25 protein-coding genes and 1 tRNA gene are annotated in these 21,116 nt (G+C 63.4%); 9 read left to right on the top strand and 17 right to left on the bottom strand.

Annotated features, from left to right (window positions below):
* Window positions 1–48: 48 nt before the first annotated feature.
* The 7 genes from AC6I9R_RS08930 to AC6I9R_RS08900 form a co-directional block, all read right to left on the bottom strand.
* Window positions 49–1,083 (bottom strand): ribonuclease E/G, encoded by a 1,035-nt coding sequence (locus tag AC6I9R_RS08930; protein WP_461425224.1) that lies wholly within the window; start codon window positions 1,081–1,083, stop codon window positions 49–51.
* Window positions 1,080–1,652, bottom strand: a complete 573-nt coding sequence (locus tag AC6I9R_RS08925; RefSeq protein ID WP_461425223.1) for a Maf family protein — start codon at window positions 1,650–1,652, stop codon at window positions 1,080–1,082. The genes AC6I9R_RS08930 and AC6I9R_RS08925 overlap by 4 nt, the downstream gene beginning before the upstream one ends.
* A 10-nt stretch (window positions 1,653–1,662) precedes the next feature.
* Entirely contained in the window at window positions 1,663–2,229 is a 567-nt protein-coding gene (locus tag AC6I9R_RS08920) for a hypothetical protein (RefSeq protein ID WP_461425222.1), read from the bottom strand.
* Window positions 2,230–2,233: 4 nt separating this feature from the next.
* Window positions 2,234–2,452: a translation initiation factor IF-1 gene (gene infA / locus AC6I9R_RS08915; RefSeq protein WP_011455993.1), complete on the bottom strand. Its 219-nt coding sequence runs from the start codon at window positions 2,450–2,452 to the stop codon at window positions 2,234–2,236.
* 70 nt (window positions 2,453–2,522) lie between these two features.
* A complete protein-coding gene (locus AC6I9R_RS08910; RefSeq protein ID WP_461425221.1) occupies window positions 2,523–3,410 on the bottom strand; it encodes a carbon-nitrogen hydrolase family protein in 888 nt (295 codons plus the stop codon).
* The gene (locus tag AC6I9R_RS08905; RefSeq protein ID WP_461425220.1) at window positions 3,407–3,991 is read right to left on the bottom strand and encodes a GNAT family N-acetyltransferase; all 585 of its coding nucleotides are present in this window, start codon (window positions 3,989–3,991) and stop codon (window positions 3,407–3,409) included. Before AC6I9R_RS08905 ends, AC6I9R_RS08910 begins: the two co-directional genes overlap by 4 nt.
* Entirely contained in the window at window positions 3,988–4,389 is a 402-nt protein-coding gene (locus tag AC6I9R_RS08900; protein WP_461425219.1) for a ketosteroid isomerase-related protein, read from the bottom strand. The genes AC6I9R_RS08905 and AC6I9R_RS08900 overlap by 4 nt, the downstream gene beginning before the upstream one ends.
* A 374-nt stretch (window positions 4,390–4,763) precedes the next feature.
* On the opposite strand from AC6I9R_RS08900, the gene AC6I9R_RS08895 reads away from it, so the two are divergent.
* On the top strand, window positions 4,764–4,970 hold the full coding sequence (locus AC6I9R_RS08895; RefSeq protein WP_461425218.1) for a hypothetical protein: 207 nt from the start codon (window positions 4,764–4,766) through the stop codon (window positions 4,968–4,970).
* 223 nt (window positions 4,971–5,193) lie between these two features.
* On the opposite strand, the gene AC6I9R_RS08890 is transcribed toward AC6I9R_RS08895, so the two are convergent.
* The 10 genes from AC6I9R_RS08890 to AC6I9R_RS08845 form a co-directional block, all read right to left on the bottom strand.
* Window positions 5,194–5,802, bottom strand: coding sequence for a hypothetical protein (locus AC6I9R_RS08890; RefSeq protein WP_461425217.1), 609 nt, complete (start codon window positions 5,800–5,802; stop codon window positions 5,194–5,196).
* A gap of 241 nt (window positions 5,803–6,043) precedes the next feature.
* Entirely contained in the window at window positions 6,044–7,150 is a 1,107-nt protein-coding gene (locus tag AC6I9R_RS08885) for a hypothetical protein (protein ID WP_461425216.1), read from the bottom strand.
* Complete coding sequence (locus tag AC6I9R_RS08880; RefSeq protein WP_461425215.1) at window positions 7,147–7,500, bottom strand: hypothetical protein; 354 nt, start codon at window positions 7,498–7,500, stop codon at window positions 7,147–7,149. Before AC6I9R_RS08880 ends, AC6I9R_RS08885 begins: the two co-directional genes overlap by 4 nt.
* A gap of 232 nt (window positions 7,501–7,732) precedes the next feature.
* The gene (locus AC6I9R_RS08875; protein ID WP_461425214.1) at window positions 7,733–8,191 is read right to left on the bottom strand and encodes an arsenate-mycothiol transferase ArsC; all 459 of its coding nucleotides are present in this window, start codon (window positions 8,189–8,191) and stop codon (window positions 7,733–7,735) included.
* A gap of 4 nt (window positions 8,192–8,195) precedes the next feature.
* Window positions 8,196–8,669: a UPF0262 family protein gene (locus AC6I9R_RS08870; RefSeq protein WP_461425213.1), complete on the bottom strand. Its 474-nt coding sequence runs from the start codon at window positions 8,667–8,669 to the stop codon at window positions 8,196–8,198.
* A gap of 7 nt (window positions 8,670–8,676) precedes the next feature.
* Window positions 8,677–9,981 carry a histidinol dehydrogenase gene (gene hisD / locus AC6I9R_RS08865; protein WP_461425212.1) on the bottom strand — a complete coding sequence of 435 codons (1,305 nt, stop codon included), beginning with the start codon at window positions 9,979–9,981 and terminating at the stop codon, window positions 8,677–8,679.
* Window positions 9,982–10,029: 48 nt separating this feature from the next.
* On the bottom strand, window positions 10,030–11,037 hold the full coding sequence (locus tag AC6I9R_RS08860; RefSeq protein WP_461425211.1) for a GNAT family N-acetyltransferase: 1,008 nt from the start codon (window positions 11,035–11,037) through the stop codon (window positions 10,030–10,032).
* Window positions 11,034–11,504, bottom strand: coding sequence for a DUF2948 family protein (locus AC6I9R_RS08855; protein WP_461425210.1), 471 nt, complete (start codon window positions 11,502–11,504; stop codon window positions 11,034–11,036). The genes AC6I9R_RS08860 and AC6I9R_RS08855 overlap by 4 nt, the downstream gene beginning before the upstream one ends.
* Window positions 11,501–12,760 (bottom strand): UDP-N-acetylglucosamine 1-carboxyvinyltransferase, encoded by a 1,260-nt coding sequence (gene murA, locus AC6I9R_RS08850; RefSeq protein WP_461425209.1) that lies wholly within the window; start codon window positions 12,758–12,760, stop codon window positions 11,501–11,503. The genes AC6I9R_RS08855 and murA overlap by 4 nt, the downstream gene beginning before the upstream one ends.
* A 16-nt stretch (window positions 12,761–12,776) precedes the next feature.
* Window positions 12,777–12,947, bottom strand: a complete 171-nt coding sequence (locus AC6I9R_RS08845; protein WP_461425208.1) for a hypothetical protein — start codon at window positions 12,945–12,947, stop codon at window positions 12,777–12,779.
* 191 nt (window positions 12,948–13,138) lie between these two features.
* On the opposite strand from AC6I9R_RS08845, the gene AC6I9R_RS08840 reads away from it, so the two are divergent.
* The 8 genes from AC6I9R_RS08840 to AC6I9R_RS08805 all read left to right on the top strand — a co-directional run bounded on the left by AC6I9R_RS08840 (window position 13,139) and on the right by AC6I9R_RS08805 (window position 21,053).
* Window positions 13,139–13,213, top strand: a tRNA-Thr gene (locus AC6I9R_RS08840).
* Between the two features lie 248 nt (window positions 13,214–13,461).
* Window positions 13,462–14,493: a LacI family DNA-binding transcriptional regulator gene (locus AC6I9R_RS08835; protein WP_461425207.1), complete on the top strand. Its 1,032-nt coding sequence runs from the start codon at window positions 13,462–13,464 to the stop codon at window positions 14,491–14,493.
* Window positions 14,494–14,613: 120 nt separating this feature from the next.
* Window positions 14,614–15,933, top strand: a complete 1,320-nt coding sequence (locus tag AC6I9R_RS08830) for an ABC transporter substrate-binding protein (RefSeq protein ID WP_461425206.1) — start codon at window positions 14,614–14,616, stop codon at window positions 15,931–15,933.
* Between the two features lie 129 nt (window positions 15,934–16,062).
* Window positions 16,063–16,929 carry a carbohydrate ABC transporter permease gene (locus tag AC6I9R_RS08825; protein ID WP_461425205.1) on the top strand — a complete coding sequence of 289 codons (867 nt, stop codon included), beginning with the start codon at window positions 16,063–16,065 and terminating at the stop codon, window positions 16,927–16,929.
* 10 nt (window positions 16,930–16,939) lie between these two features.
* Complete coding sequence (locus AC6I9R_RS08820) at window positions 16,940–17,770, top strand: carbohydrate ABC transporter permease (protein WP_461425204.1); 831 nt, start codon at window positions 16,940–16,942, stop codon at window positions 17,768–17,770.
* Between the two features lie 12 nt (window positions 17,771–17,782).
* On the top strand, window positions 17,783–18,787 hold the full coding sequence (locus AC6I9R_RS08815) for an ABC transporter ATP-binding protein (protein ID WP_461425203.1): 1,005 nt from the start codon (window positions 17,783–17,785) through the stop codon (window positions 18,785–18,787).
* Window positions 18,784–19,551: an L-iditol 2-dehydrogenase gene (locus AC6I9R_RS08810; protein WP_461425202.1), complete on the top strand. Its 768-nt coding sequence runs from the start codon at window positions 18,784–18,786 to the stop codon at window positions 19,549–19,551. The genes AC6I9R_RS08815 and AC6I9R_RS08810 overlap by 4 nt, the downstream gene beginning before the upstream one ends.
* Window positions 19,539–21,053 carry a mannitol dehydrogenase family protein gene (locus AC6I9R_RS08805; protein WP_461425201.1) on the top strand — a complete coding sequence of 505 codons (1,515 nt, stop codon included), beginning with the start codon at window positions 19,539–19,541 and terminating at the stop codon, window positions 21,051–21,053. Before AC6I9R_RS08810 ends, AC6I9R_RS08805 begins: the two co-directional genes overlap by 13 nt.
* The last annotated feature ends 63 nt before the right edge of the window (window positions 21,054–21,116 follow it).

Below are 21,116 nucleotides of genomic sequence, written 5' to 3'. Positions count from 1 at the left end.
CGATCTACGCACAGAAAACGGCGGCCTGCGCCGCATCTGTGCAAAAACCTAACGAGGCCAGACCTGCGCCAAGGGCGCGCGGTCGCGTTTGCGGGTCAGCTCCAGCATCCCCAGCGGCGTCCAGCCCGCCACCACCACGTCGCCGCCGCCCTGACGGAACGCCTTCTTCACGGCATCCTCCAGCTGCTTGCGGTCGCGTTTCGGCATCGGCGCGAGGTCAAGCGTGATCTGCCCGCCGAGCCCCTTGATCCGGGTCAGGCGCGGCAGGTCGCGCACAAGCGCGAGGTTGGCCTTCAACCCCGCCGCCAGCGAGTGATCCGCGCCGGTGTTCACGTCGATGGCCACCAACGCGCGGGTGGGTTCCACGATCGCATAGGCGCCGCCGGGCAGCGGCTGGCGCGCGGCCAGCGCCGCGTCGACCGCCTCCAACACGCCGTGGGTGGCGAAACCGCCTTCGATCACCTCATCGGGCGCGTCCCACTCGCGCCAGGCGCGGGTGTGGGCGTCGTCGGCATCGAGCAGCCATTCGGGTGGGCCGGAGGCCTCTGCCACCACCTGCGCGGCGGTCGCGCACATCGCTTCGATATCCTCGGACAAGACGTCTGCGAGGACGCCCTCGGCGGAGGAGCGGACGATCATGCCGAAGCCGGAGGCGGCGGCGGCGCTGTCGTGGGCCACTTCCAGCAAACGGTCGCGCTCGTCCTCATCGCGGATGGCGCGGCTGACGTTGAGGCCGGGCTTGCCCGGCGTCACGATGGCGTAGCGGGATTTGAAGATCAGGTCTGGCGTCACGGGGGCGGCCTTGCCGGTCTCGGCCACGCCCGAGACCTGGACGAGGAACACATCGCCCGGCGCGATATCCTTGGCGCGGCGCATGTAACCCATGTGGCCATCGCCGAGTTGCAGCGTGATGCCGCCCTGCCCTTTCATCGGCCGGTCGGCCTTGGCGCGGGCGATGGCACCGACGCCGGGCGCGGAGCCCTCGGGCGGATCGACGAAGATGTCTTGCAGCTTGCCGTCGACCATTAGAGCCGCCGCGCGGCGGTCTTCGACTTCGTCCAAGACAACAACAGTGCCCTTCATGTCTTCCACACCTCGATGCCTGCGGCCTGCAACAGGTTCGCGGTTTCCACCATCGGCAGGCCGACGATGGCGCTGTGACTGCCTGAAATCCAAGGGAAAAACGCGCCAGCGGGGCCGTGGATGGCATAGCCGCCCGCCTTGCCCTGCCAATCGCCGGTGGCGATGTAGCCGTCCAGTTCCACCTGGCTGAGGCGTTTCATCTTCACGCGGCTCTCCACGATCCGGGTCATCAGCTTGTCATCGGTTTTCACCGCGATCCCGGTCAGGACCCGGTGGCGACGGCCGCCCAGAAGGGTCAGGAAGGCGCGGGCTTCCGCCTCATCCGCGGGCTTGCCGAGGATGCGGCGCCCGACGGCCACGGTAGTGTCAGCACAGAGCACGACATCGCCGGGATCGCGGCGCACGGCATCCGCCTTGGCGCGAATGATGCGGTCCACGTAGGGCTTGGGCAGTTCGTTTTTCAGCGGGTCTTCATCGATATCCGGCGGGCGGATATCATCGGGGGTCAGGCCCAAAACACCAAGGATTTCAACGCGGCGCGGGCTGCCGGAGCCCAAGATCAAAGCCATGGGACCCGCTTCATTTGGCCAGCGCGATCCGCGCGGCGGCGTTATAGTCGCGCTGCATCCGCTCCATCCGGCGCATGTCCTTGCCCTCGGGGATCACCAGCTCGGACTTCTCACCTTTGAACTTCGTGTGGCGCCATTTGAAGGCATCCACGTCGTCGGCCAGCTTGGCCCACTTCACCACGTCGGCGTCATCGGTCAGCAGGTGGCGCTGCGCTTTCCGGGTCGGCTTGGGGTTGAGGTAATCGAAGGCCCAGGCGCTGTCGCGGATGAAGAGGATCTGCGCCTCGCCATCGATGGGGGGCGTGATGTCGACCAGCTTGCCGTCCCGCTCGATCACCGCGTGGCGTTGGGCCTCCAGCCAGTAGCCGGTGAGTTCCCACACCAGCCAGCCAAAAACCGGCGCGCCCCCGCCTTCAGTATCGAGCCCTGCCATGATGACGTTGTAGAAGGGTTGGTCTTCGATCGCGCCGTCCGTGGGCGCGACGTCGACCAGCTCCGCCACGCCGTCGCCAAGGCCCGTGGCATAGGCCGCGACCGCGTCCGACATCTTGGGCGTGGTGATGGTGCGGTCGGTCAAGGGATCACTTGAAGCGGTAGTTGATCCGGCCCTTGGTCAGATCATAGGGGGTCATTTCGACCTGGACTTTGTCGCCTGCCAGAACCCGGATGCGGTTCTTGCGCATCTTGCCTGCCGTATGCGCGATGATCTCATGGCCGTTTTCGAGCTCGACCCGGAATGTCGCGTTTGGCAGGAGTTCCTTAACGACACCAGGAAATTCGAGCATCTCTTCCTTAGCCATGGGTACTCCATAAGTTGCGCCCCAAGGGTTGGGGCTGATGCGCGCTAAATGCGCCTAAAGCCTAAAGGTTTCAAGGCAAATCGCCGTTTTTGGCTTTCTGGGCCGCTGTGATGCTCTCGGGCCAATGGGCGTGGTTGAAGACGGCGCCTTCGGCGCGGACCCGGTGGACGGCTTTGATGTCGACGTCCGCGTAGGTCCAGCCGGGGGTGTTCAACGCGCCTTCCGCGAGGATACCGGTGGGCGGGAAGCCCAGGTCCGGCGGGCCGTAAACGCTTGCGCTGCCTACGTTTTCATCGACGGCGGGGGACCATTTGGCGTCGCCCACGGTGGGGGATTGGACAGCGATGCATTGGCCTTCCAGCGCGCGGGCCATGGCACCGATGCGTACGCGGGAGAAGCCGGAAAGGCTGTCGGTGCAGGACGGGCAGAGCAGGATTTCGGCGCCCAGCTCGATGAGGGTGCGGCCCAGAGCTGGGAATTCCGCGTCGTAGCAGATGAGGATGCCGATCTTGCCCAGGGCGGTTTCGATCACTTCAAGCGGCTCGCCGGGGGTGACGTCCCATTTCTCTCGCTCGAAGCGGGTCATGATCTGCTTGTCTTGCTGGCCCAGATAGCCATCGGGGCCGAAAAGCGAAGCCTGGTTGGTGGGCCGCGCCGCCCCTTCCGCGAAGACGGGACCGGAGGGGGCGAGGATGTGGACGTCGTAGCCCTCGGCCAGCGAGGCCATCAGGGCGTCGGCGTCCTCGGCATAGGCGCTGGCGGCATGGAGGGAGGCTTCGAGGTCGCCCGCCGCATCGGCTCCTGAGAGACCCGCGAGTTCCATGCGGCCATATTCAGGGAATACCAGCAGATCCGCCCCCTGCCCCGCCGCTTCCCGGACCCAATTGATCTGCTTCTCGGCATAGGCGGGAAAATCGGACAGTAGGTCGAGGGGGTAAGCGGCGGTGGCGATTTTCATAGGCGTTTGATCCAGAATTGCATGGGTTTCGACGTCTCCGCCGCTTCGCCGATATCGCGCCAGCTGAGCGACGCTGTAGCCCCCGCGAAGGGGGCATATCCGAGGGATTTCCAGAACGGATCCAGCGGGCGGTAGTGGGGCGGACGGGCGGGATGGCTAGAGGGGCGGCTTACCGCGCAGAACGTCGCATATGTGAAACCCCGCGTGCGCGCGTGTGCCTCGCGTTCGGCGAAAAAGACGCGGCCTGCGCCTTGGCCCCGGAAACTCTGGATAAGGACAGATTCGGCGCAGTAGAAGGTTTCCGAAGGCGGGATATCAGTTGTGGATAAACCTGTGGATAACTCTGCGGCGTGTTCGGTAAAGGAAAGTCCCGTCGAGGCGCCAACCATCTGGGACCCCACAAAAGCGGCGACCAGAATGCTGGCTCCACCGGCATAACTTGCCAGATAGGCGCGTTCGTAGTCGAGATCGCCGTCATAGAGGTACGGCCAGTCGCGAAACACCGCGATGCGCAGGGCCGCGAGCGTGTCGATGACGGGCGCGATCTGAGCGCCGCGATAGACCCGGTAGCTGAGGCTCATCGCGAGACCTGAGCCATCCAATCGGCCAGATTGTAGTAGGTCACGATGCGGGTGATCTTGCCGCCCTCAATGCTGAAAAAACCGCCTGCGGGCAGCCTGTAGGTCTGGCCCTTGGCCTCGGGGAGCCCAGCGTCGGTCTGCAGGTAGGTGCCGTTCACCGTGAACTCCGCCGCCGCGCGGCTGCCGTCTGGCGTGGCCATGACGGTGATGTCGGAAAGGTTTTCACGGTAGCAGCGGGTCATATGGGCGCAAAACGCGCGGAATGCCTCGGCCCCGTGGCGCACCTGCCCTTCATTCACATGGTGGGCGACATCCGGGGCCAGACAGGCGATCATGCCCTCCGTGTCGGCGGCGTTGAAAGCGTCGTAATAGCGCGTGATGAGGCCGTGCGTGTCCATGGCTCCGAGGATAGGCAGGGAACGCCGCCGAGGAAAGTGAAAGGCGCATCCCACGTGCCCGGATGCCCCTGATTGTTGCGCTAGATGTAGGGGACAAGCCCGATGGCAGGACAAAAACGGCCATGTCCCCGTCCGCCCAGAGGCCGAAGAGCGCGCGCCGCACCGCTGCCAGATGGCCCTGCGCCGCGTCACAAAACTGCTCAATTCTGTGGCAGTTCGGCGACGTCTGGGCGGATATGCTGAAAAACAAGGAAAACACGCGGCGAAATGAATTGATCTCGACCACAAAAAAATGCACCACTGTCGTTGAGCCTTCCGGCGTGGGAATCGTTGGATCGTACATCAAGCAACACTTGCTATCCTGGAGCAGTATCGTGAAAAAAGTTCTTCTGACATCCGCCCTCATCGCCGCCGTCGGCACCGCCGCCACCGCACAGGGCATCGCGCCTGTCGCAACCGCCCCCACGACAAACGTCGTTGTCGGCACCGCGACGCCTGACATTGACCCGAGCCTCCTCGTTGTAGGTGTCGGCGTCGTCTTCCTCGGCCTCGCATTGAGCAGCTCCGACGGCTCCAGCTAAGTCCTGCCCTCGCGGCGGTCGGCATGTAGCCGCCTCCGCGTGTGCGCAACAGATTTAAGGCCCTGCCGCAGCCCACTTGGGTAGCAGCAGGGCCTTTTTCATGGGGAATGCGTGTGAAGAGAGGCCGAACGGTTCGGGGCCGTAGGTGCGCCCGCGCGATCACCGACCCGGGCGTCACAGGAGGTCCCGCCATTTACTGGAGTGCGCGCGATCGTTCTGGGCGTTACCCAGACGTGACGCCGACTTCGGAAATGATCTCGGTCGTGGCACCGGGCGTGGCGGCGAAATCATTCATCAGGGTCGTGGGAATGAACGTCTGACCGATGTGCTCGAACCCCGGTGTCGTGCTCAGAATGCCACTGATCGTCTGAGAACAATAGAATGAGGCGACGGGCCCTGCCGATTGCACCACCTGGCTCAACTGCTGTGCGACCGCCGGAGAGACGGTGACGGTGTGGGCAAAGACCTCGTACTGGCCCTCGGATTGGAAGGCGAGGTAGCGGTCCATATAGGCGGGCGTCATGCCGTACCAGACATCGTTACGCTCCGGCACGCCCGGATCCGTCCAATGCCCGGCGGGATCAAACAACAGGCGCTGCGCGCCGTCGATCAACAACGCGGAATGTGTGCCCGTGTTGTTACCGGGATTGACCGAGGTGATCAGCGTCACCGTGGCGGGACCCGGGGCGACATAGACAGAGCGGGCGACGAAGTCATCATCGGCCCAGACATGTTCCGCCGCGCAGCCGGTCAGCGCGAGCGCGCAGAGGCCGAATGCCGAGACGCGGAGTGTTTGCCGCAGGGTGCGAAGGGACGGAGGATCAATGCTCAAAATGCGCCCCTTTGGTGGACAGGTTGCCATGGTCGACGCCCGCCCATCGGGCGCGCCGCGTTACGCGCAATGGGTAGCGCAGAACGAGGCCCATGTCAGCCCCGGCTGACCGCGCCGGGGGTCACATTTTCTAGGTCGCAGCAGCCTGGGTTTACCGCCTGCGGTCTGAACCACCCAGCCGTCCGCCAAGCACGCGCCCGGGCCGTTCGTTCACGCTGGTCACGCACCGTCGCAGATTGGCTTACGGGGCTTTCAGCAAAGTGGTGTCCTGGTTGTACTCAATGTCATCGATTCCATAGTCCTTGCCCGAGAACGGAACATTATGCTCCGACAGCTCGCCCGAATAATCCGAGGGCGTTATCGTCTTGTCGTCCATCGTGTAATCCCCGACATGCAGCCGCAGCGTCACCTTTTCGTTGAACTTGATGACGACGCCCACGCCCCACTTGGTGAAATTCCCGTTGTCCCTTTGGCTTTCCGCCATCTGGAAGCCGTCCCAGGCGGGGTAGCGGTAGACCGTATCATCGTCATCGGCGAGAAACTCGTAGTAGACGGTGTCGTAATCATCCTTCGAGTTCGTACACACAAGGCTATCGAGCTGAACCATGTAGTCATAATCGCCGGGCTGGTAGATCGGGGCGTGTCCGATATCCATCTTGAAGAAGTAGTAGTCCGAATTCTCGAACCCGTCATCGAACCCAAGCGTGACACCGATGAACGCCAGCGCAAGCTCTTCATCTTTCAGATAGGTCGCCTCCATCACCCCGGCGGCGTCATCAATGTCGATCTCTTCGCCCACATACCACCCGGACAGATCGTCAATGGTATTGGTCCAGAACCCCAGGCAGACGTCCCCTTCAATGCCCGCGTCCGCACCGATATCGACCGCGCCGCCAAGATAGAGGGCAGAGGTAAAATCGCTCAGGTTCAGGTCAACGACATACCCGAGCGAGCCGCTGATCCCGACGCCGAGCACCACCTGCCCCGAGACGCCCAGGGAAATCGCCTTCGGGATCAGGCCCTCAAGGCTGACATCAAGTTGCAGCGTATTGGCCGTGGCGAAGACAGGCGCGAAGACCGGGCCGTGCAGGGCCTTGGCCAGCCTGGCGTGGAACTGGCGCAGGGTCAGCGTGGCCTGCTGATCCATCAGATCGCGGTAGTCCGGGGTGGCGCGAAAGGCCTCCAACGCCTGGGCGGCGGCCTTTCGCAGGGCCTCGGGCACCTGAGCAGCGGCGCGCGCAGGGCGGGTTGCGCGGACCGGGATATCGGGCAGCGTCACCTCTGCGTGCTTGGCGACAAAATTCAGGTCGTCCTGAATAAGGCTATTGGCAAATCCATTCTGGGTCATTGTGAAATGTTCCGGGTAAAGGTGTAATCAGCGCCGTTGTGGTTCAGCTTGGTGTTTGAGCCGCTGGTGGCAATCGATTTGACGTTGATGTTGAAGAGGTAATCCGGGGCATCGAAATTTTTGAAAACGTAAGAGTCCCGATCCCAGGCGGTGACGACCACGGCGTAGGTGAAATCAACCGCAAGCCCGCCCTCAAGATCCCAGCTATCGCCGCTGCCCATGCTGTGGGTGCCGATATCCGGGTAGCGCGTGGGCACCCCGCCGTCGGCCTGGATGATCAGGAATAGATCATCATCCTGGAGGCCCGAGCAGGGGTTATTGCAGGTAATATTGGTAATTGTCATCTTCATCGATGCTTCCCCTTTTCGAATGAAATCGTAGATATGTCTTGAACAAAGGCATTCAGAACGCAGATGGCCTGAGGATTGCGGATGGAAAAAACCGCTTGTCATTGGCCGATAAAACGCCTGCTGAAAGCGTATCGCACTTCAGCGGTGCGGCATAGGAAAAGAAGCTGCGGGGACAGGGGCTGTCTGTAAGCAAGGCAGGCCGCCCCGGGGCGCGAGCCCTTGCGCGGAAGGCCTAGGCTTCCGTCGCCTCGCCAAAGCGCGCCTTCATGCGGCCGACGATCTGGTCGCGGGCCTGGCGATAGCTGGTGAGTTTGGCCTCGCGGGTTTCGCCGAGGCCCGTGGGGTCGATGATGGGCCAGTATTCGACGTCGATGTGGTAATGCCGCGTCATGTCGAGCGCGCGGCGTTGGCTGGCGGGCGAAAGGGCGACGATAAGGTCGAAACCCGAAAGATCGTCGCCCCATTCCTCCATCTCGTCGAAGGAGCGGACGCGGTGGCGTTCCAGCTCTACTCCCAGTTCGGCGCAGACGGCGACGGCGAAGCCGTCAATCTCCAGCTCGTGTTTGACGCCTGCGGATTGGACGTAGGCGCGGTGGCCGTAGAAGCGCTTCATCAACCCTTCGGCCATGGGCGACCGGGTCGAGTTGTGGTCGCAGCAAAAGAGGACCGATTGGGGGAAGTCTTGCGACAAGGATCTAGGCTCCGAAGTGCAGAACGCAGATCAGGGTGAAGAGGCGGCGCGCGGTGTCGGTGTCGATCCCGGCCTTGCCCTCCAGGCGTTCCTGCAACAGGCGCGCGCCCTCATTGTGGATGCCGCGCCGGGCCATATCAATGGCCTCGATCTGGGAGGGCGGCAGCTTTTTGACCGCGTCAAAATACGCCTCGCAGATCTGCCAATAGTCTTTGACCGTTTGGCGGAAGGGCGACAGGGACAGGTGGAATTCGGCCGCATCGGCGCCGTCCTCGGTATCGATATCAAACACCAGCCGCTTCTCACGGATCGCGAGGGACAGGCGGTAGGGTCCGGTGGGGGCGTCGTCTTTGGGCAGGGTGAAGGTGTTCTCCTCCAGCAGGTCGAAGATGGCGACCTTGCGCTCCTGCTCGATCTCAGGGGTGGGCGCGGGCAGGCCCTGGGTGTCGATCTCGATATGGCAGATGTGCATCGTCATAGTCCCTTTAGTCCCTGTTCAGCCGCGTCAGGCGCGCGGCCACGGAGGCGCCATGCGCCCCCAACCCTTCCGAGGCCGCCAGGACCTCTGCCGCCGGACCGATGGCCTTGAGCGCCTCGGGCGTCATGCGGGCCAATGTCGTGCGTTTCATGAAATCGAGCACGTTCAGGCCGCTGGAAAAGCGGGCAGATCGGGCCGTGGGCAGCACATGGTTCGGTCCACCGATGTAATCGCCGATCGCCTCGGGAGTCCATTGGCCAAGAAAAACGGCGCCGGCGTGAGTGATTCTAGCGAAAAGCGCCTCGGGGTCCTGGACGCAAAGCTCCAGGTGTTCGGGGGCGATCTGGTCCGAGAGGGCGGCGGCCTGGGTGAGCGTATCGCAGGTGATGATGGCGCCGAAATCGCGCCAGGAAGGCCCGGCGATGGCGGCGCGCGGCAGGGTTTCAAGCTGTTGCGTGACGGCGGCGGCGACCTTTTCGGCGAAGGCGGCATCGGTGGTGATCAGGATGGATTGCGCGCTTTCGTCATGCTCGGCTTGGCTGAGCAGGTCCGTGGCGATCCAGTCGGGGTCATTGTCGGCGTCGGCAATCACCAGAATCTCGGACGGGCCCGCGATCATGTCGATGCCCACTTTCCCGAACACCCGGCGCTTGGCGGCGGCGACGAAGGCGTTGCCGGGGCCGGTGATTTTGTCAACAGGCGCAATGGTTTGCGTACCATAGGCGAGCGCCGCGATGGCCTGCGCCCCGCCGATGCGATAGATCGTGTCGACGCCCGAAAGCTGCGCGGCCAGCAGCACCAGCGGGTTGACCACGCCGTCGGGCGTGGGCGCGCAGATGGTGAGGTGTTTGACGCCCGCAACCTGGGCCGGGATGGCGTTCATCAGCACCGACGAGGGGTAGCTGGCGAGACCGCCGGGCACATAGAGGCCCGCGGCTGAAACCGGCCCCCAGCGCCAGCCCAGCTCCGCCCCTGTCGGGTCAGTCCAACGGGCATCTTCGGGCAACTGGCGCTCGTGGTAGGCGCGGATCCGGGCGGCGGCCAATTCGAGCGCTGCGCGCTCGGCCGGCGGCACTTCCCGGGTTGCTGCCGCAATCTCCTCGCAGCTGAACGCCAATGTCTCGGGCGTGAGGGTCAGGCGGTCGAATTTCGCGGTCAGCTCGATGACAGCCGCGTCGCCGCGTGCGCGCACGTCGGCGATGATGTCGGCCACCACGTCATCGACATCCGGCGCATCTTCGCGCTTCATGGTGAGAAGGGCTGCAAAGCGAGCGTCGAAATCCGCGTCGTTTGTATTGAGAAATTGCGGCATGTCCCCTCCGTGCGTTGGGGCAGCAGATAGCCCGGCCAAACGGCACGCTCAAGCGACGAGAGGGCACACCATCAAATACTGGTCGTGGATGTGGCCATCGTGGTTCAGGCAGTTGTGGATCGTGCCCGCGCGGCGATAGCCTGCGGCCTCGTAAAGGGCGATGGCGGGCGCGTTTTCGGCAGCGACATCCAGTTCCAGCTGGATCTTGCCCTGGAGCCGCGCCTCGGTGGCCACTTGCGCCAGAAGTTGCGCCGCCAGCCCCCGGCCCCGCGCGGCGGGCGTCGTGTAGACGGCAACGACATGGCCGCGGTGGGCCTGCACCGCGCCGGGCAAGGGATGCCACCCGGCGGTGGCCACGACGCGCCCGCCCTCGACCACGGCCCAGAGGTTGGTCTTGGCGATCCAGGCGATGATGTCATCGGCGGCGAGGCCCTCGAACTCGGCGACGGTCGTGGCGAAGCCACGGGGCGCTTTCTGCAGCATTTCCAACCGGATATCGCGGAAGATGCGCCAATCGCCCGCCTGCAGTCGGCGCATCCCGTCGGGGCCGCGCACGGGGGGATCTGTGGTCAGGTCGCAGACCATGAACAGATCATCGCGGGGCTCGCCGCCCTGGATCACCGCCGCCGGGATGCGGCCCGTGGTGGCAAAGCCGTGGCGCGCGTAGAAGGCGCGCGCGCGGGTGTTGGCCTGGGCCACCCACAGCTCCATCTGAGTGGTGGCGCGGGCTTTGGCGACCTCGAAGAGGTGTTCCAGCAGCAGGTCCGCCGCGCCGGTGCCCTGCTCGTCCGGGGTGACATAAAAGGGCCCCATGTGAACGCGGTGGCGGGACATGGCAAAGTTCTGGCCCCGAAGCCCGGCGAAACCGATCAGACGCTTGCGGTCAAAGACGCCAAAGGCGTTGCCGCTGTCGATCCACCCGGCAAGGGCATCATCGGCAGAGGCCAGGGCCTCTTCCTCGGACAGTAGAAAAGCGTTCGGGAACAGGCGGATACCTTCAAGGCGCAGGGCGGCCAGGGCGGGCAGATCGCCCTGCTCCAGCGCCCGGACGGTCACGGCGCGTGCCCCGGGGCTTTGCCCGACACGGCGCCGTAGGGCTGAGTGACATCCTTGAGGGTGAGTTCCAGCGCCTCGACCTCTAACGCGATGGCGCCGTCACCGGCGAGGACCAGTTCCAACCGCCCCATGCCATCCTCGGACGGGGTCCAGGTAAGGGTCAGGACCGAGAAGACGAGGTCCGGGTCGCTGCGGTCGATCCCCTGGCTGGAGACTTTCAGGACGTCTTCAACGGCCAGCACCGCTTGCACCCGTTCCGGCGTGCCCCCCTGCTGTTCCCAGCGGAACCGGTTCAGCAACAGCGCAAAGCGCCGACGCGCGGCGTCCCAGCGCATTTCCGTACCCGGAAAGATAGCGTCCTGGATCAGGGCCGAGATCACGGGGACATCGGCGGCTTCCAGGGCGCGCAGGGCGATGGGGCTGTCTCCGGAATCCTCAAACCGGGCGTCTTGGGGCGCTTGGGTCATTCGCTCAGACGCTCCACATTGGCACCGACACCGCGCAGTTTCCGCACCAGATGCTCATACCCGCGATCCAAATGGTAAACGCGGTTAACCACCGTCTCGCCCTCGGCGGCCATGCCCGCCAGGATCAACGACACAGAGGCGCGCAGGTCCGTCGCCATCACAGGCGCGCCGCGCAGGGTTTCGACGCCGGTGACGCGGGCGGTGTTGCCGTGAACCTCAATCTGGGCACCCATGCGCAAAAGCTCTGGGGCGTGCATGAAGCGGTTCTCGAAGATCGTCTCTTCCAGTACCGAGGTGCCTTCGGCAAAGCACATCATCGCCATGAATTGCGCCTGAAGATCGGTAGGGAAGCCCGGGAAAGGCGCGGTAGAGACATCGACAGCCTTCAGGCGACCGCCGGGGTGGCGGACCTTGAGGCCAAGGTCCGTCTGGGAGATTTCAAGCCCCGCCTCTTCCATCTTGTCACAGAACGCACCCAGAAGATCGCGGGTGCCGCCGAGGCATTCAACCTCGCCGCCCGCGATGCCGGGGGCGGTCATATAGGTGCCCATCTCGATCCGGTCGGCGATCACGCGGTGGGTGGCGCCGTGCAGGCGGTCGACACCGCGCACGATGATGGTCGAGGTCCCTGCCCCTTCGATATCCGCGCCCATGGCGATCAGGCAATCGGCCAGCGCCTTGGTGTCCGGCTCGCGGGCGGCGTTCTTGATCACGGTCGTGCCCCGCGCGCGCACGGCGGCGCACATGACGTTTTCCGTGGCACCGACCGAGGGGAAGGGAAACTCGATCTCGGCCCCCTTCAGGTCGCCCGAGGCATGGACGTAGCCGTCCTTGAGATCCACCGAGGCGCCCATTTTCTTGAGGCCTTCCAGGTGGAAATCCACCGCCCGCGCGCCGATCGCACAGCCGCCGGGTAGCGAGACGATGGCTTCGCCGGTGCGCCCCAGCATCGGCCCCAGCACGTTGAACGACGCGCGCAGTTTGCGGACGATATCGTAGTGCGCCAGGTGCGAGGTCAGCGTGTTGGCGGAAAAGGCCAGCGTTTGGCCATCATCCAACCGCCCGATCTGGACGCCCAGGCTTTCCAGAAGCTCGCTCAGCGTGGCCACGTCGGAAAGGCGCGGCACATTGGTCAGGGTCAGCGGCTCATCACTCAAAAGTGCGGCACACATCAGCTTGAGGCAGGTGTTCTTCGCCCCCGCAATCGGGATCTGCCCACTGAGCGGCCCCGAGCCCTTCACCACGATCCTGTCCATCTGCCCTCGCCTCTCGTTACTCTTGTGCCGGTTTTCCGGCTTGATCCTGCGCCTCTTCCGCCTGCGTGCGCGCGCGCGCCTGTGCTTTGCGGCGCGCCATGTTGGCCTTCAACGCCGACTTCAGACGATCCTCCCGGGTCTGCTTCCCGGATTTGGAGCCTCGGCCCCCTTTGGTTTCCTGCGCCATGGCCCTAGCCTTTAGCGCGCCGGGCCGGAAGCGTCCAGATTGCGCTTGCAAGGTTGCCGTGATGGGTCTAGGACGCGGCGCAATGTTGCTGAGACGACGTCCGGCAACCTGCTTTGCGGGTCCCGCTCGGCCCCACCTGCCCCGCCCCCTTGCATTGCGACGGGACGCGCGGCTAAGAACCGGGACGGAATGCTGTGGTAGCTCAGTGGTAGAGCACACCCTTGGTAAGGGTGAGGTCGGGAGTTCAATCCTCCCTCACAGCACCATCTTCCTCTTTCTATGGCCTACCGCGCTTCGCGCTACTTGAGGCCGGGTATGGCCTACCGCCCTTTGGGCTACTTGAGGCCGGATGGTCCCTCTTTTGGCCCACCGTCCGTCACACAACTCAAAGCGGGGAAATATCTTTCAGGGCGCGCGGGTGCTGGCCGAACCTTTACGCGCGGCAAGAATCTTCTTCTCAAACCGGTTTCGACAGATTAGCGTTTCGGCAACGAATGGAGCACACTCTGGTCCCATGGCTGAGCAAGAGATCAGGAATATGGAAGACTTTGCAGCCGTCAGCGGGATCTCCCGCCCGACGGTCTCGAAGTATTTCAACGACCCCCAAAGCGTGCGCGCCACGACGCGGGCGCGGATCGAGCAGGCGCTCGACCGCTATGACTATCGCCCCAACATCTATGCGGTGAACCAGAACCGGCGGCTGACCAAGAACATCGGCATCATGGTCCCCTACCTCGCCGACCCGTTCTTTGCCGAGATTGCGCGCAACATCGAAATGATGGTGATCGAGGCGGGCTTCCGCCCGATCCTGCTCAGCTCGCACGGTGACAAAGAGCTGGAGGTAGAAAACCTCGACAGCTTGCGGGCCCTGAAACCCGCGGGCGTGCTGATGGCGCCGCTGGGGCGGGCCTCGGACCGCAGCGTGGTGGAAAAGTTCTGCAAAGACGTCCCAACCATCCTCTTTGACAGTAATATGGACGGCATGGGCGAGGCGTTCATCGGCTCGGACAACGTGAGTTTTGTCGAACAAACAGTGGCTTACATCAGCCAAACCGGCAGCCCGCCCTGCTTTTTTGAGATGCGCAACCCCGCCAACCCCAACGCCAACAAACGCCGCAACGCCTATATCGCAGCGATGGAGATGCGCGGACTTGAGCCCCAGGTCGTCAGCATCGACGGCGACGGCTGGGCCTTTGAAGAGATCGGGCGCCAAGGCGCCCATGACGTGCTTTCCGGCAACCAGCTGCCGACCAATACGGTCCTGTGCAGCAACGACCGCCTGGCCATTGGCTTTCTGGCCGCCTGCTACGAGCGGGGCCTGCGCGTGGGTGCCGGGGACGACTGCGCCCTGCGCGTGGCCTCCCACGATGATCACCCGTTCTCGCGCTTCACCTGCCCGGCGCTGACCACCGCCGCCCATGATTACGATTCGGTGTCCAAGGGCAGCGTCGACACGCTGTTCGAGCTGATCGAAAACGGCAGCCGCTTCAGCAATCGGCAGGAAACACTTTATCCCGCCAAACTGATCATCCGCGCATCTGCTTGATTTATCAGCGAAAAGAAAACCGTTTCGCCTGAAATTTACGCGCGTAAAGTTTTTTATTGACCGAGCGCCACGTTCACAGCATCTTGATCCCACAACATCCAACGATCAGGGAGGATTCGGATGTCTCTCAAGAGAGCACTTGGCGCCACGACGGCGCTTGCAATCTGCGCCGCGGGAACGACCGCATTTGCAGACGGCCACTCGGCCACCATCACCATCGCAACCGTCAACAACGGCGACATGGTGCGTATGCAGGGTTACACCGACCAGTTCACCGCAGAGACCGGCATCGCCGTCGAGTGGGTTACGCTGGAAGAAAACGTTCTGCGTCAGCGCGTTACGACTGACATCACCACCAACGGTGGCCAGTTCGACATCATGACCATCGGCATGTACGAAGCGCCGATCTGGGGCTCCAACGGCTGGCTCGTCCCGCTCGACGGCCTGTCCGAGGAATACAATGTCGGTGACATCCTGCCCGCAATGGCAGGCGGCCTGTCCCACGACGGCACGCTCTATGCGGCACCATTCTACGGCGAATCGTCCATGGTCATGTACCGCACGGACCTGATGGAAGCTGCTGGCCTGGAAATGCCGGACGCCCCCACCTGGGACTTCATCCGCGAAGCCGCGGCCGCGATGACCGACCGTGAAAACGACGTCAACGGCATCTGCCTGCGCGGCAAGGCCGGTTGGGGTGAAGGTGGTGCATTCATCACCGCGATGTCCAACTCCTTCGGCGCCCGCGTTGTCGACGAAGACTGGAACGCTCAGCTCGACAGCCCGGAGTGGGCCGCAACGCTGAACTTCTTCAACGACATGATGCAGGAATCCGGTCCCGCTGGTTTCGCGACCAACGGCTTCACCGAGAACCTGAACCTGTTCAACCAGGGTCTCTGCGGCATGTGGATCGACGCCACCGTGGCAGCGTCCTTCGTGACCAACCCCGATGACAGCACCGTTGCTGACTCTGTTGGCTTCGCTCTGGCACCCGACAACGGTCTGGGTCAGCGCTCCAACTGGCTCTGGGCCTGGGCACTGGCAGTTCCCGCCGGTACGCAGCAGCAGGACGAAGCCATGCAGTTCATCGAGTGGGCCACGTCCACCGGTTACATCGAACTGGTTGCCGAGAACGAAGGCTGGGCCAACGTTCCTCCGGGCGCACGGACCTCGCTCTATGAGAACCCCAACTACGCCGAGGTTCCCTTCGCTCAGATGACGCTGGACTCGATCCTCGCCGCTGATCCGAACAACCCGACCGTGGACCCGGTTCCCTACGTCGGCATTCAGTTCATGGCCATCCCCGAGTGGGCCGGCATGTGGACCGAAGTCAGCCAGGAGTTCTCCAACGCCTACGCCGGTCAGCAGACCGTTGAAGAGGCACTGGCGAACGGTCAGGCGATCGTGAACGAAGCGATGGAAGCTGGTGGCTACCAGTAAGCCCTTCGCTTAAAGACCCCGAGGGCGGCGCATCTGCCGCCGCCCTCACCCAAAACACCACACACTCCCTAAGATTTTCTGTAATGCTTCACCGGGCGGACACGCGCCCGAACGAGGAGGATATGTGTCATGGCGACTCAGCATTCCCGATCAGCGGCACGGATCATGATGGCCCCGGCGGTCTTCTTGCTCCTCGTCTGGATGCTCGTCCCGCTCTGCATGACCCTATGGTTTTCAGTGCGCGACTACCGCCCCTTGCGCGGCGGCGACAATGGTTTCGTCGGAATGGAGAACTTCGTCCGTTTCGTCACCAGTAATTCATTCTGGCCTTCGGTGATGACCACGCTCATCATTGTGGGTGGTGTTCTTCTTATCTCGATTTGCCTCGGCGTTTTGCTGGCGATCCTTCTGGATCAGCCGATGTGGGGCCAAGGCGTTGTCCGCATCCTGGTGATTGCCCCGTTCTTCGTGATGCCCACCGTTTCGGCGCTGGTCTGGAAGAACATGTTCATGGATCCCGTGAACGGCGTTTTCAGTTACATATCAAGGTTCCTCGGCGCCGACCCGGTGGTCTGGCTGTCCGAGATGCCGATCTTCTCCATCGTGATGATCGTGTCCTGGCAGTGGCTGCCCTTTGCGACGCTCATCCTGCTGACGGCCATCCAATCGCTTGATAGCGAGCAGTTGGAAGCCGCCGAAATGGACGGCGCAAGCCCGCTGGCGCGCTTTGCCTTCATCACCCTGCCGCACCTGAGCCGCGCGATCACCATCGTGGTGTTGATCCAGACGATCTTTCTTCTGGCCGTCTTCGCCGAGATCTTCGTGACCACCAGCGGCGCGTTCGGAACCCGGACCCTGACCTACCTGATCTACCAGCGCGTGCTGGAAAGCCAGAACGTGGGCTTGGGATCAGCCGGCGGCGTCTACGCCATCATTCTTGCCAATATCGTTGCCATCTTCCTGATGCGCATCGTCGGCAAAAACCTGGACAAGTGAGGGACTAGACATGGCTAGAGCTGTCACAAACAACCGAAAGGCCCTGAACACAGCGATTGCGTGGCTCGTGGGTCTGATGATCTTCTTCCCGATCCTCTGGACGATCCTGACATCGTTCAAGTCGGAAGCGGATGCCATCGCCAACCCGCCGATCCTGTTCGCCTTCGACTGGACGCTGGAGAACTACCAAGAGGTCATGGAGCGCTCCAACTACGCGCGTTTCCTGTCCAACTCGATCCTGATCGCGGGGGGTTCCACCGTCCTCGGCCTGATCGTGGCGATCCCCGCGGCCTGGTCGATGGCCTTCGTGCCCTCGAACCGGACCAAGGACATCCTGTTGTGGATGCTGTCGACCAAGATGCTGCCCGCGGTGGGCGTCCTCTACCCGATCTACCTGCTGTGTATTCAGCTGGGGGTGCTGGACAACCGCTTCGCGCTGGTGGTGATCCTCATGCTGATCAACCTGCCGATCATCGTCTGGATGCTCTACACCTACTTCAAGGAAATCCCCGGTGAGATCCTTGAGGCGGCAAGAATGGACGGGGCCAGCCTGAAGGAAGAGATCCTCTATGTGCTGACACCGATGGCCGTACCCGGCATCGCGTCAACGCTGCTGCTCAACTTCATCCTGGCCTGGAACGAGGCGTTCTGGACCCTGAACCTGACCTCGGTCGATGCCGCACCGCTGACGGCCTTCATCGCCAGCTACTCCTCGCCTGAAGGTCTGTTCTTCGCAAAACTCTCGGCGGCCTCGACCATGGCCATCGCACCAATCCTCATCCTTGGCTGGTTCAGCCAAAAGCAACTTGTCCGGGGCTTGACCTTCGGCGCAGTGAAATAAGGGAGACGACCAATGGGACGTATTACTCTTGAGAAAGTTCAAAAGTCGTTTGGCGATGTCGAAGTCATCCCGCCCCTGGACCTGGAGATCAACGAAGGCGAGTTTGTCGTCTTCGTCGGCCCCTCGGGCTGCGGCAAGTCCACCCTCCTGCGTCTGATCGCAGGGCTGGAGGATGTCACCGGCGGGCAGATCAACATCAACGACGAAGATGCCACGATGGTGCCCCCCGCCAAGCGCGGCCTGGCCATGGTGTTCCAATCCTACGCCCTCTACCCGCACATGTCCGTGCGCAAGAACATCGCCTTCCCCCTGCGGATGGCGGGCATGGACCCGGCCGAGCAGGAGCGGCGCATTCAGAAAGCCGCCGACATCCTGAACCTGACCGACTACATCGACCGCCGCCCCGGGCAGCTGTCGGGCGGTCAGCGTCAGCGGGTGGCCATCGGGCGGGCGATTGTGCGTGAACCTGCGGCCTTCCTCTTTGACGAGCCGCTCTCCAACCTCGACGCCGCCCTGCGGGTCGGCATGCGGCTGGAGATCACGGAGCTGCACTCGCGCCTGAAGACGACGATGATCTACGTCACCCACGACCAGGTTGAAGCCATGACCATGGCCGACAAGATCGTGGTCCTGCGCGCGGGGCACATCGAGCAGGTCGGCTCTCCGCTGGAGCTGTACCAGCGCCCCAAGAACCTGTTTGTCGCGGGCTTCATCGGTTCGCCCAAGATGAACCAGTTCGACGGGCCCGAGGCCGAAAAGCACAATGCCGCAACAATCGGCATCCGGCCCGAACACATCAGCGCCTCCGCCACAGAAGGCACCTGGAAAGGCCGGGTCGGGGTGACGGAACAACTGGGGTCGGATACGTTCTTCTACGTCCACGACACCGGGCTCACCGACAGCATCACGGTGCGGGTCAGCGGATCGTTCGACGTCAAATACGGCGACGACATCTACCTGACGCCAGACCTCGACCATTTGCACCGCTTTGATGCGAGCGGCCTGCGCCTGCCATGAGCAGACTGGCCGGCAAAACAGCTTTGATCACCGGTGCCGCACGCGGCATCGGTCGATCCTTTGCAGAACGCTATATTGCCGAAGGCGCGCGCGTCGCGATTGCCGACATCGACCTCGCGCGCGCCCAGGCAACCGCCACGGAAATTGGCGCCATTGCGGTGGAGATGGACGTGGCCTGCGAAGACAGCATTGCGGGCGGCGTCAAGGCGGCGGTAGACGGCCTCGGTCAGATCGACATTCTGATCAACAACGCCGCCGTCTTCACGGCAGCACCGCTGGTCGAGATCACCTACAAGGATTACGCCACAGTCTTCGACATCAACGTGGGCGGCACGCTTTTCACGATGCAGGCCGTCGCCCGCCACATGATCGAGCGTGGGATCAAGGGCAAGATCATCAACATGGCCTCCCAGGCGGGCCGCCGGGGCGAGCCTTTGGTGGCCGTCTATTGCGCCACCAAAGCTGCCGTGATCAGCTTGACGCAATCCGCTGGCCTCAACCTGATCGGCCACGGCATCAACGTAAACGCCATCGCGCCCGGCGTGGTGGATGGAGAGCATTGGGACGGTGTCGACGCCTTCTTCGCCAAGCACGAGGGCAAAGCCCCCGGCCAGAAGAAGCGCGAAGTGGGCGCGGCTGTGCCCTACGGGCGCATGGGCGTCGCCGAGGATCTGACCGGCATGGCCGTATTCCTCGCCTCGTCCGAGGCCGATTACATCGTGGCCCAAACCTATAATGTGGATGGTGGCCAATGGATGAGCTGAAGGAGGCCAACGCGATGAAAGACACCACGAACGCTCTTCCGCTTCGCCTTGATACACTTGCGCAATTGCCGGGCGAGATCGACCTGCCCAAGTACACTCGCGCGCAGCTGACCCCCGGCATTGTCCACATCGGCTTAGGCAATTTCCACCGCGCCCATCAGGCGTGGTATCTCCATCGTCTCATGCAGGAAGGGGAGGCCCATGATTGGGCAATCATCGGCGCGGGCGTGCGTGCCTATGACGCCGCGATGCGCGACCGTCTCGCGGCGCAGGATTACCTGACGACGCTCATTGAACTGACGCCCGACAGCGCCTCGGCCGAGGTGACGGGCGCGATGATCGACTATTTGCCCATTGAAGACGGCAACGGCGCATTGATCAAAGCGATGAGCGATCCCGCGATCCGCATCGTGTCCCTCACCGTGACGGAGGGGGGTTATTACATCGACCCCGTGACCCATGGCTTTGACGCGGGCCATGAAGATATCCTCCATGACGCCGCCCACCCCGCCGCGCCCCGCACCGCCTTTGGCGCGATCATCGCCGCCCTGCGCGCGCGCCGCGACGCGGGCGATGCTGCCTTCACCGTGCAAAGCTGTGACAACCTGCAAGGCAACGGCGCCATCGTGCGCCAGACAATCGTCGGCCTCGCGCGCCTGAGCGACCCGGATCTGGCGTCGTGGATTGAGGCGAATAGCACGTTCCCCAACTCCATGGTCGATTGCATCGTGCCCGCCACCGGCCCCACCGAGATTGCCCTGGCGCGGGAATTCGGCGTCGATGATGCAGCACCCGTCAGCCACGAGAATTACCGCCAATGGGTCATCGAAGATGACTTCTGCGCCGGACGTCCGGCCTGGGAAAAGGTAGGCGCGACGCTGACCGACGACGTTCATTCCTACGAGGCGATGAAGATCCGCATCCTCAACGGCGGCCATCAGGTCATCGCCAATGTGGGCGAGTTGCTGGGGTGTGCCACCATCGCCGATTGCATGGCCGATGCCGACATTGCCGCCTTCTTCCGCAAGGTCGAACGCGACGGCATCGTGCCCCATGTGGGCGCCGTGCCCGGCATGACGCCCCTGGCCTATGTCGACCTGATCGAGCGGCGCTTTGCCAATTCCGCGATCAAGGACACCACGCGCCGCGTGGCCTTCGACGGCTCGTCCCGGCACACCGGTTTCATCCTGCCCATCGTGCGCGAAGCCGTGGCCGCCGGTGGCTCGGTGGAGGCGCTGGCGCTGGTCGAGGCGCTCTGGGCGCGGATGTGTGCCGGCACCCGGGAAGATGGCAGCGTGATCGCGGCCAATGATCCGTTCTGGGATGACCTCCATGCCGCGGCTCTGGCGGCCAAAACGCGCCCCGCCGCGTGGTTGGAGCAGGCCCATGTCTATGGCGACCTGGCTGATCACGCCGCGTTTTCCAAGGCCTTCACCGGCTGGCTCACCGCGATCTGGGCGGACGGCAGCCGCGCAACGCTTCGGGCCTTCTCCGCAGGTTGACGCTTGGGATCAGGCCCCTCACCCGGGGCTTGACCGTTTGCTGTGCTCAGATAGTATGTATAC

Source organism: Gymnodinialimonas sp. (assembly GCF_059726805.1).
This window is presented reverse-complemented; position numbering and strand designations above follow the sequence as displayed.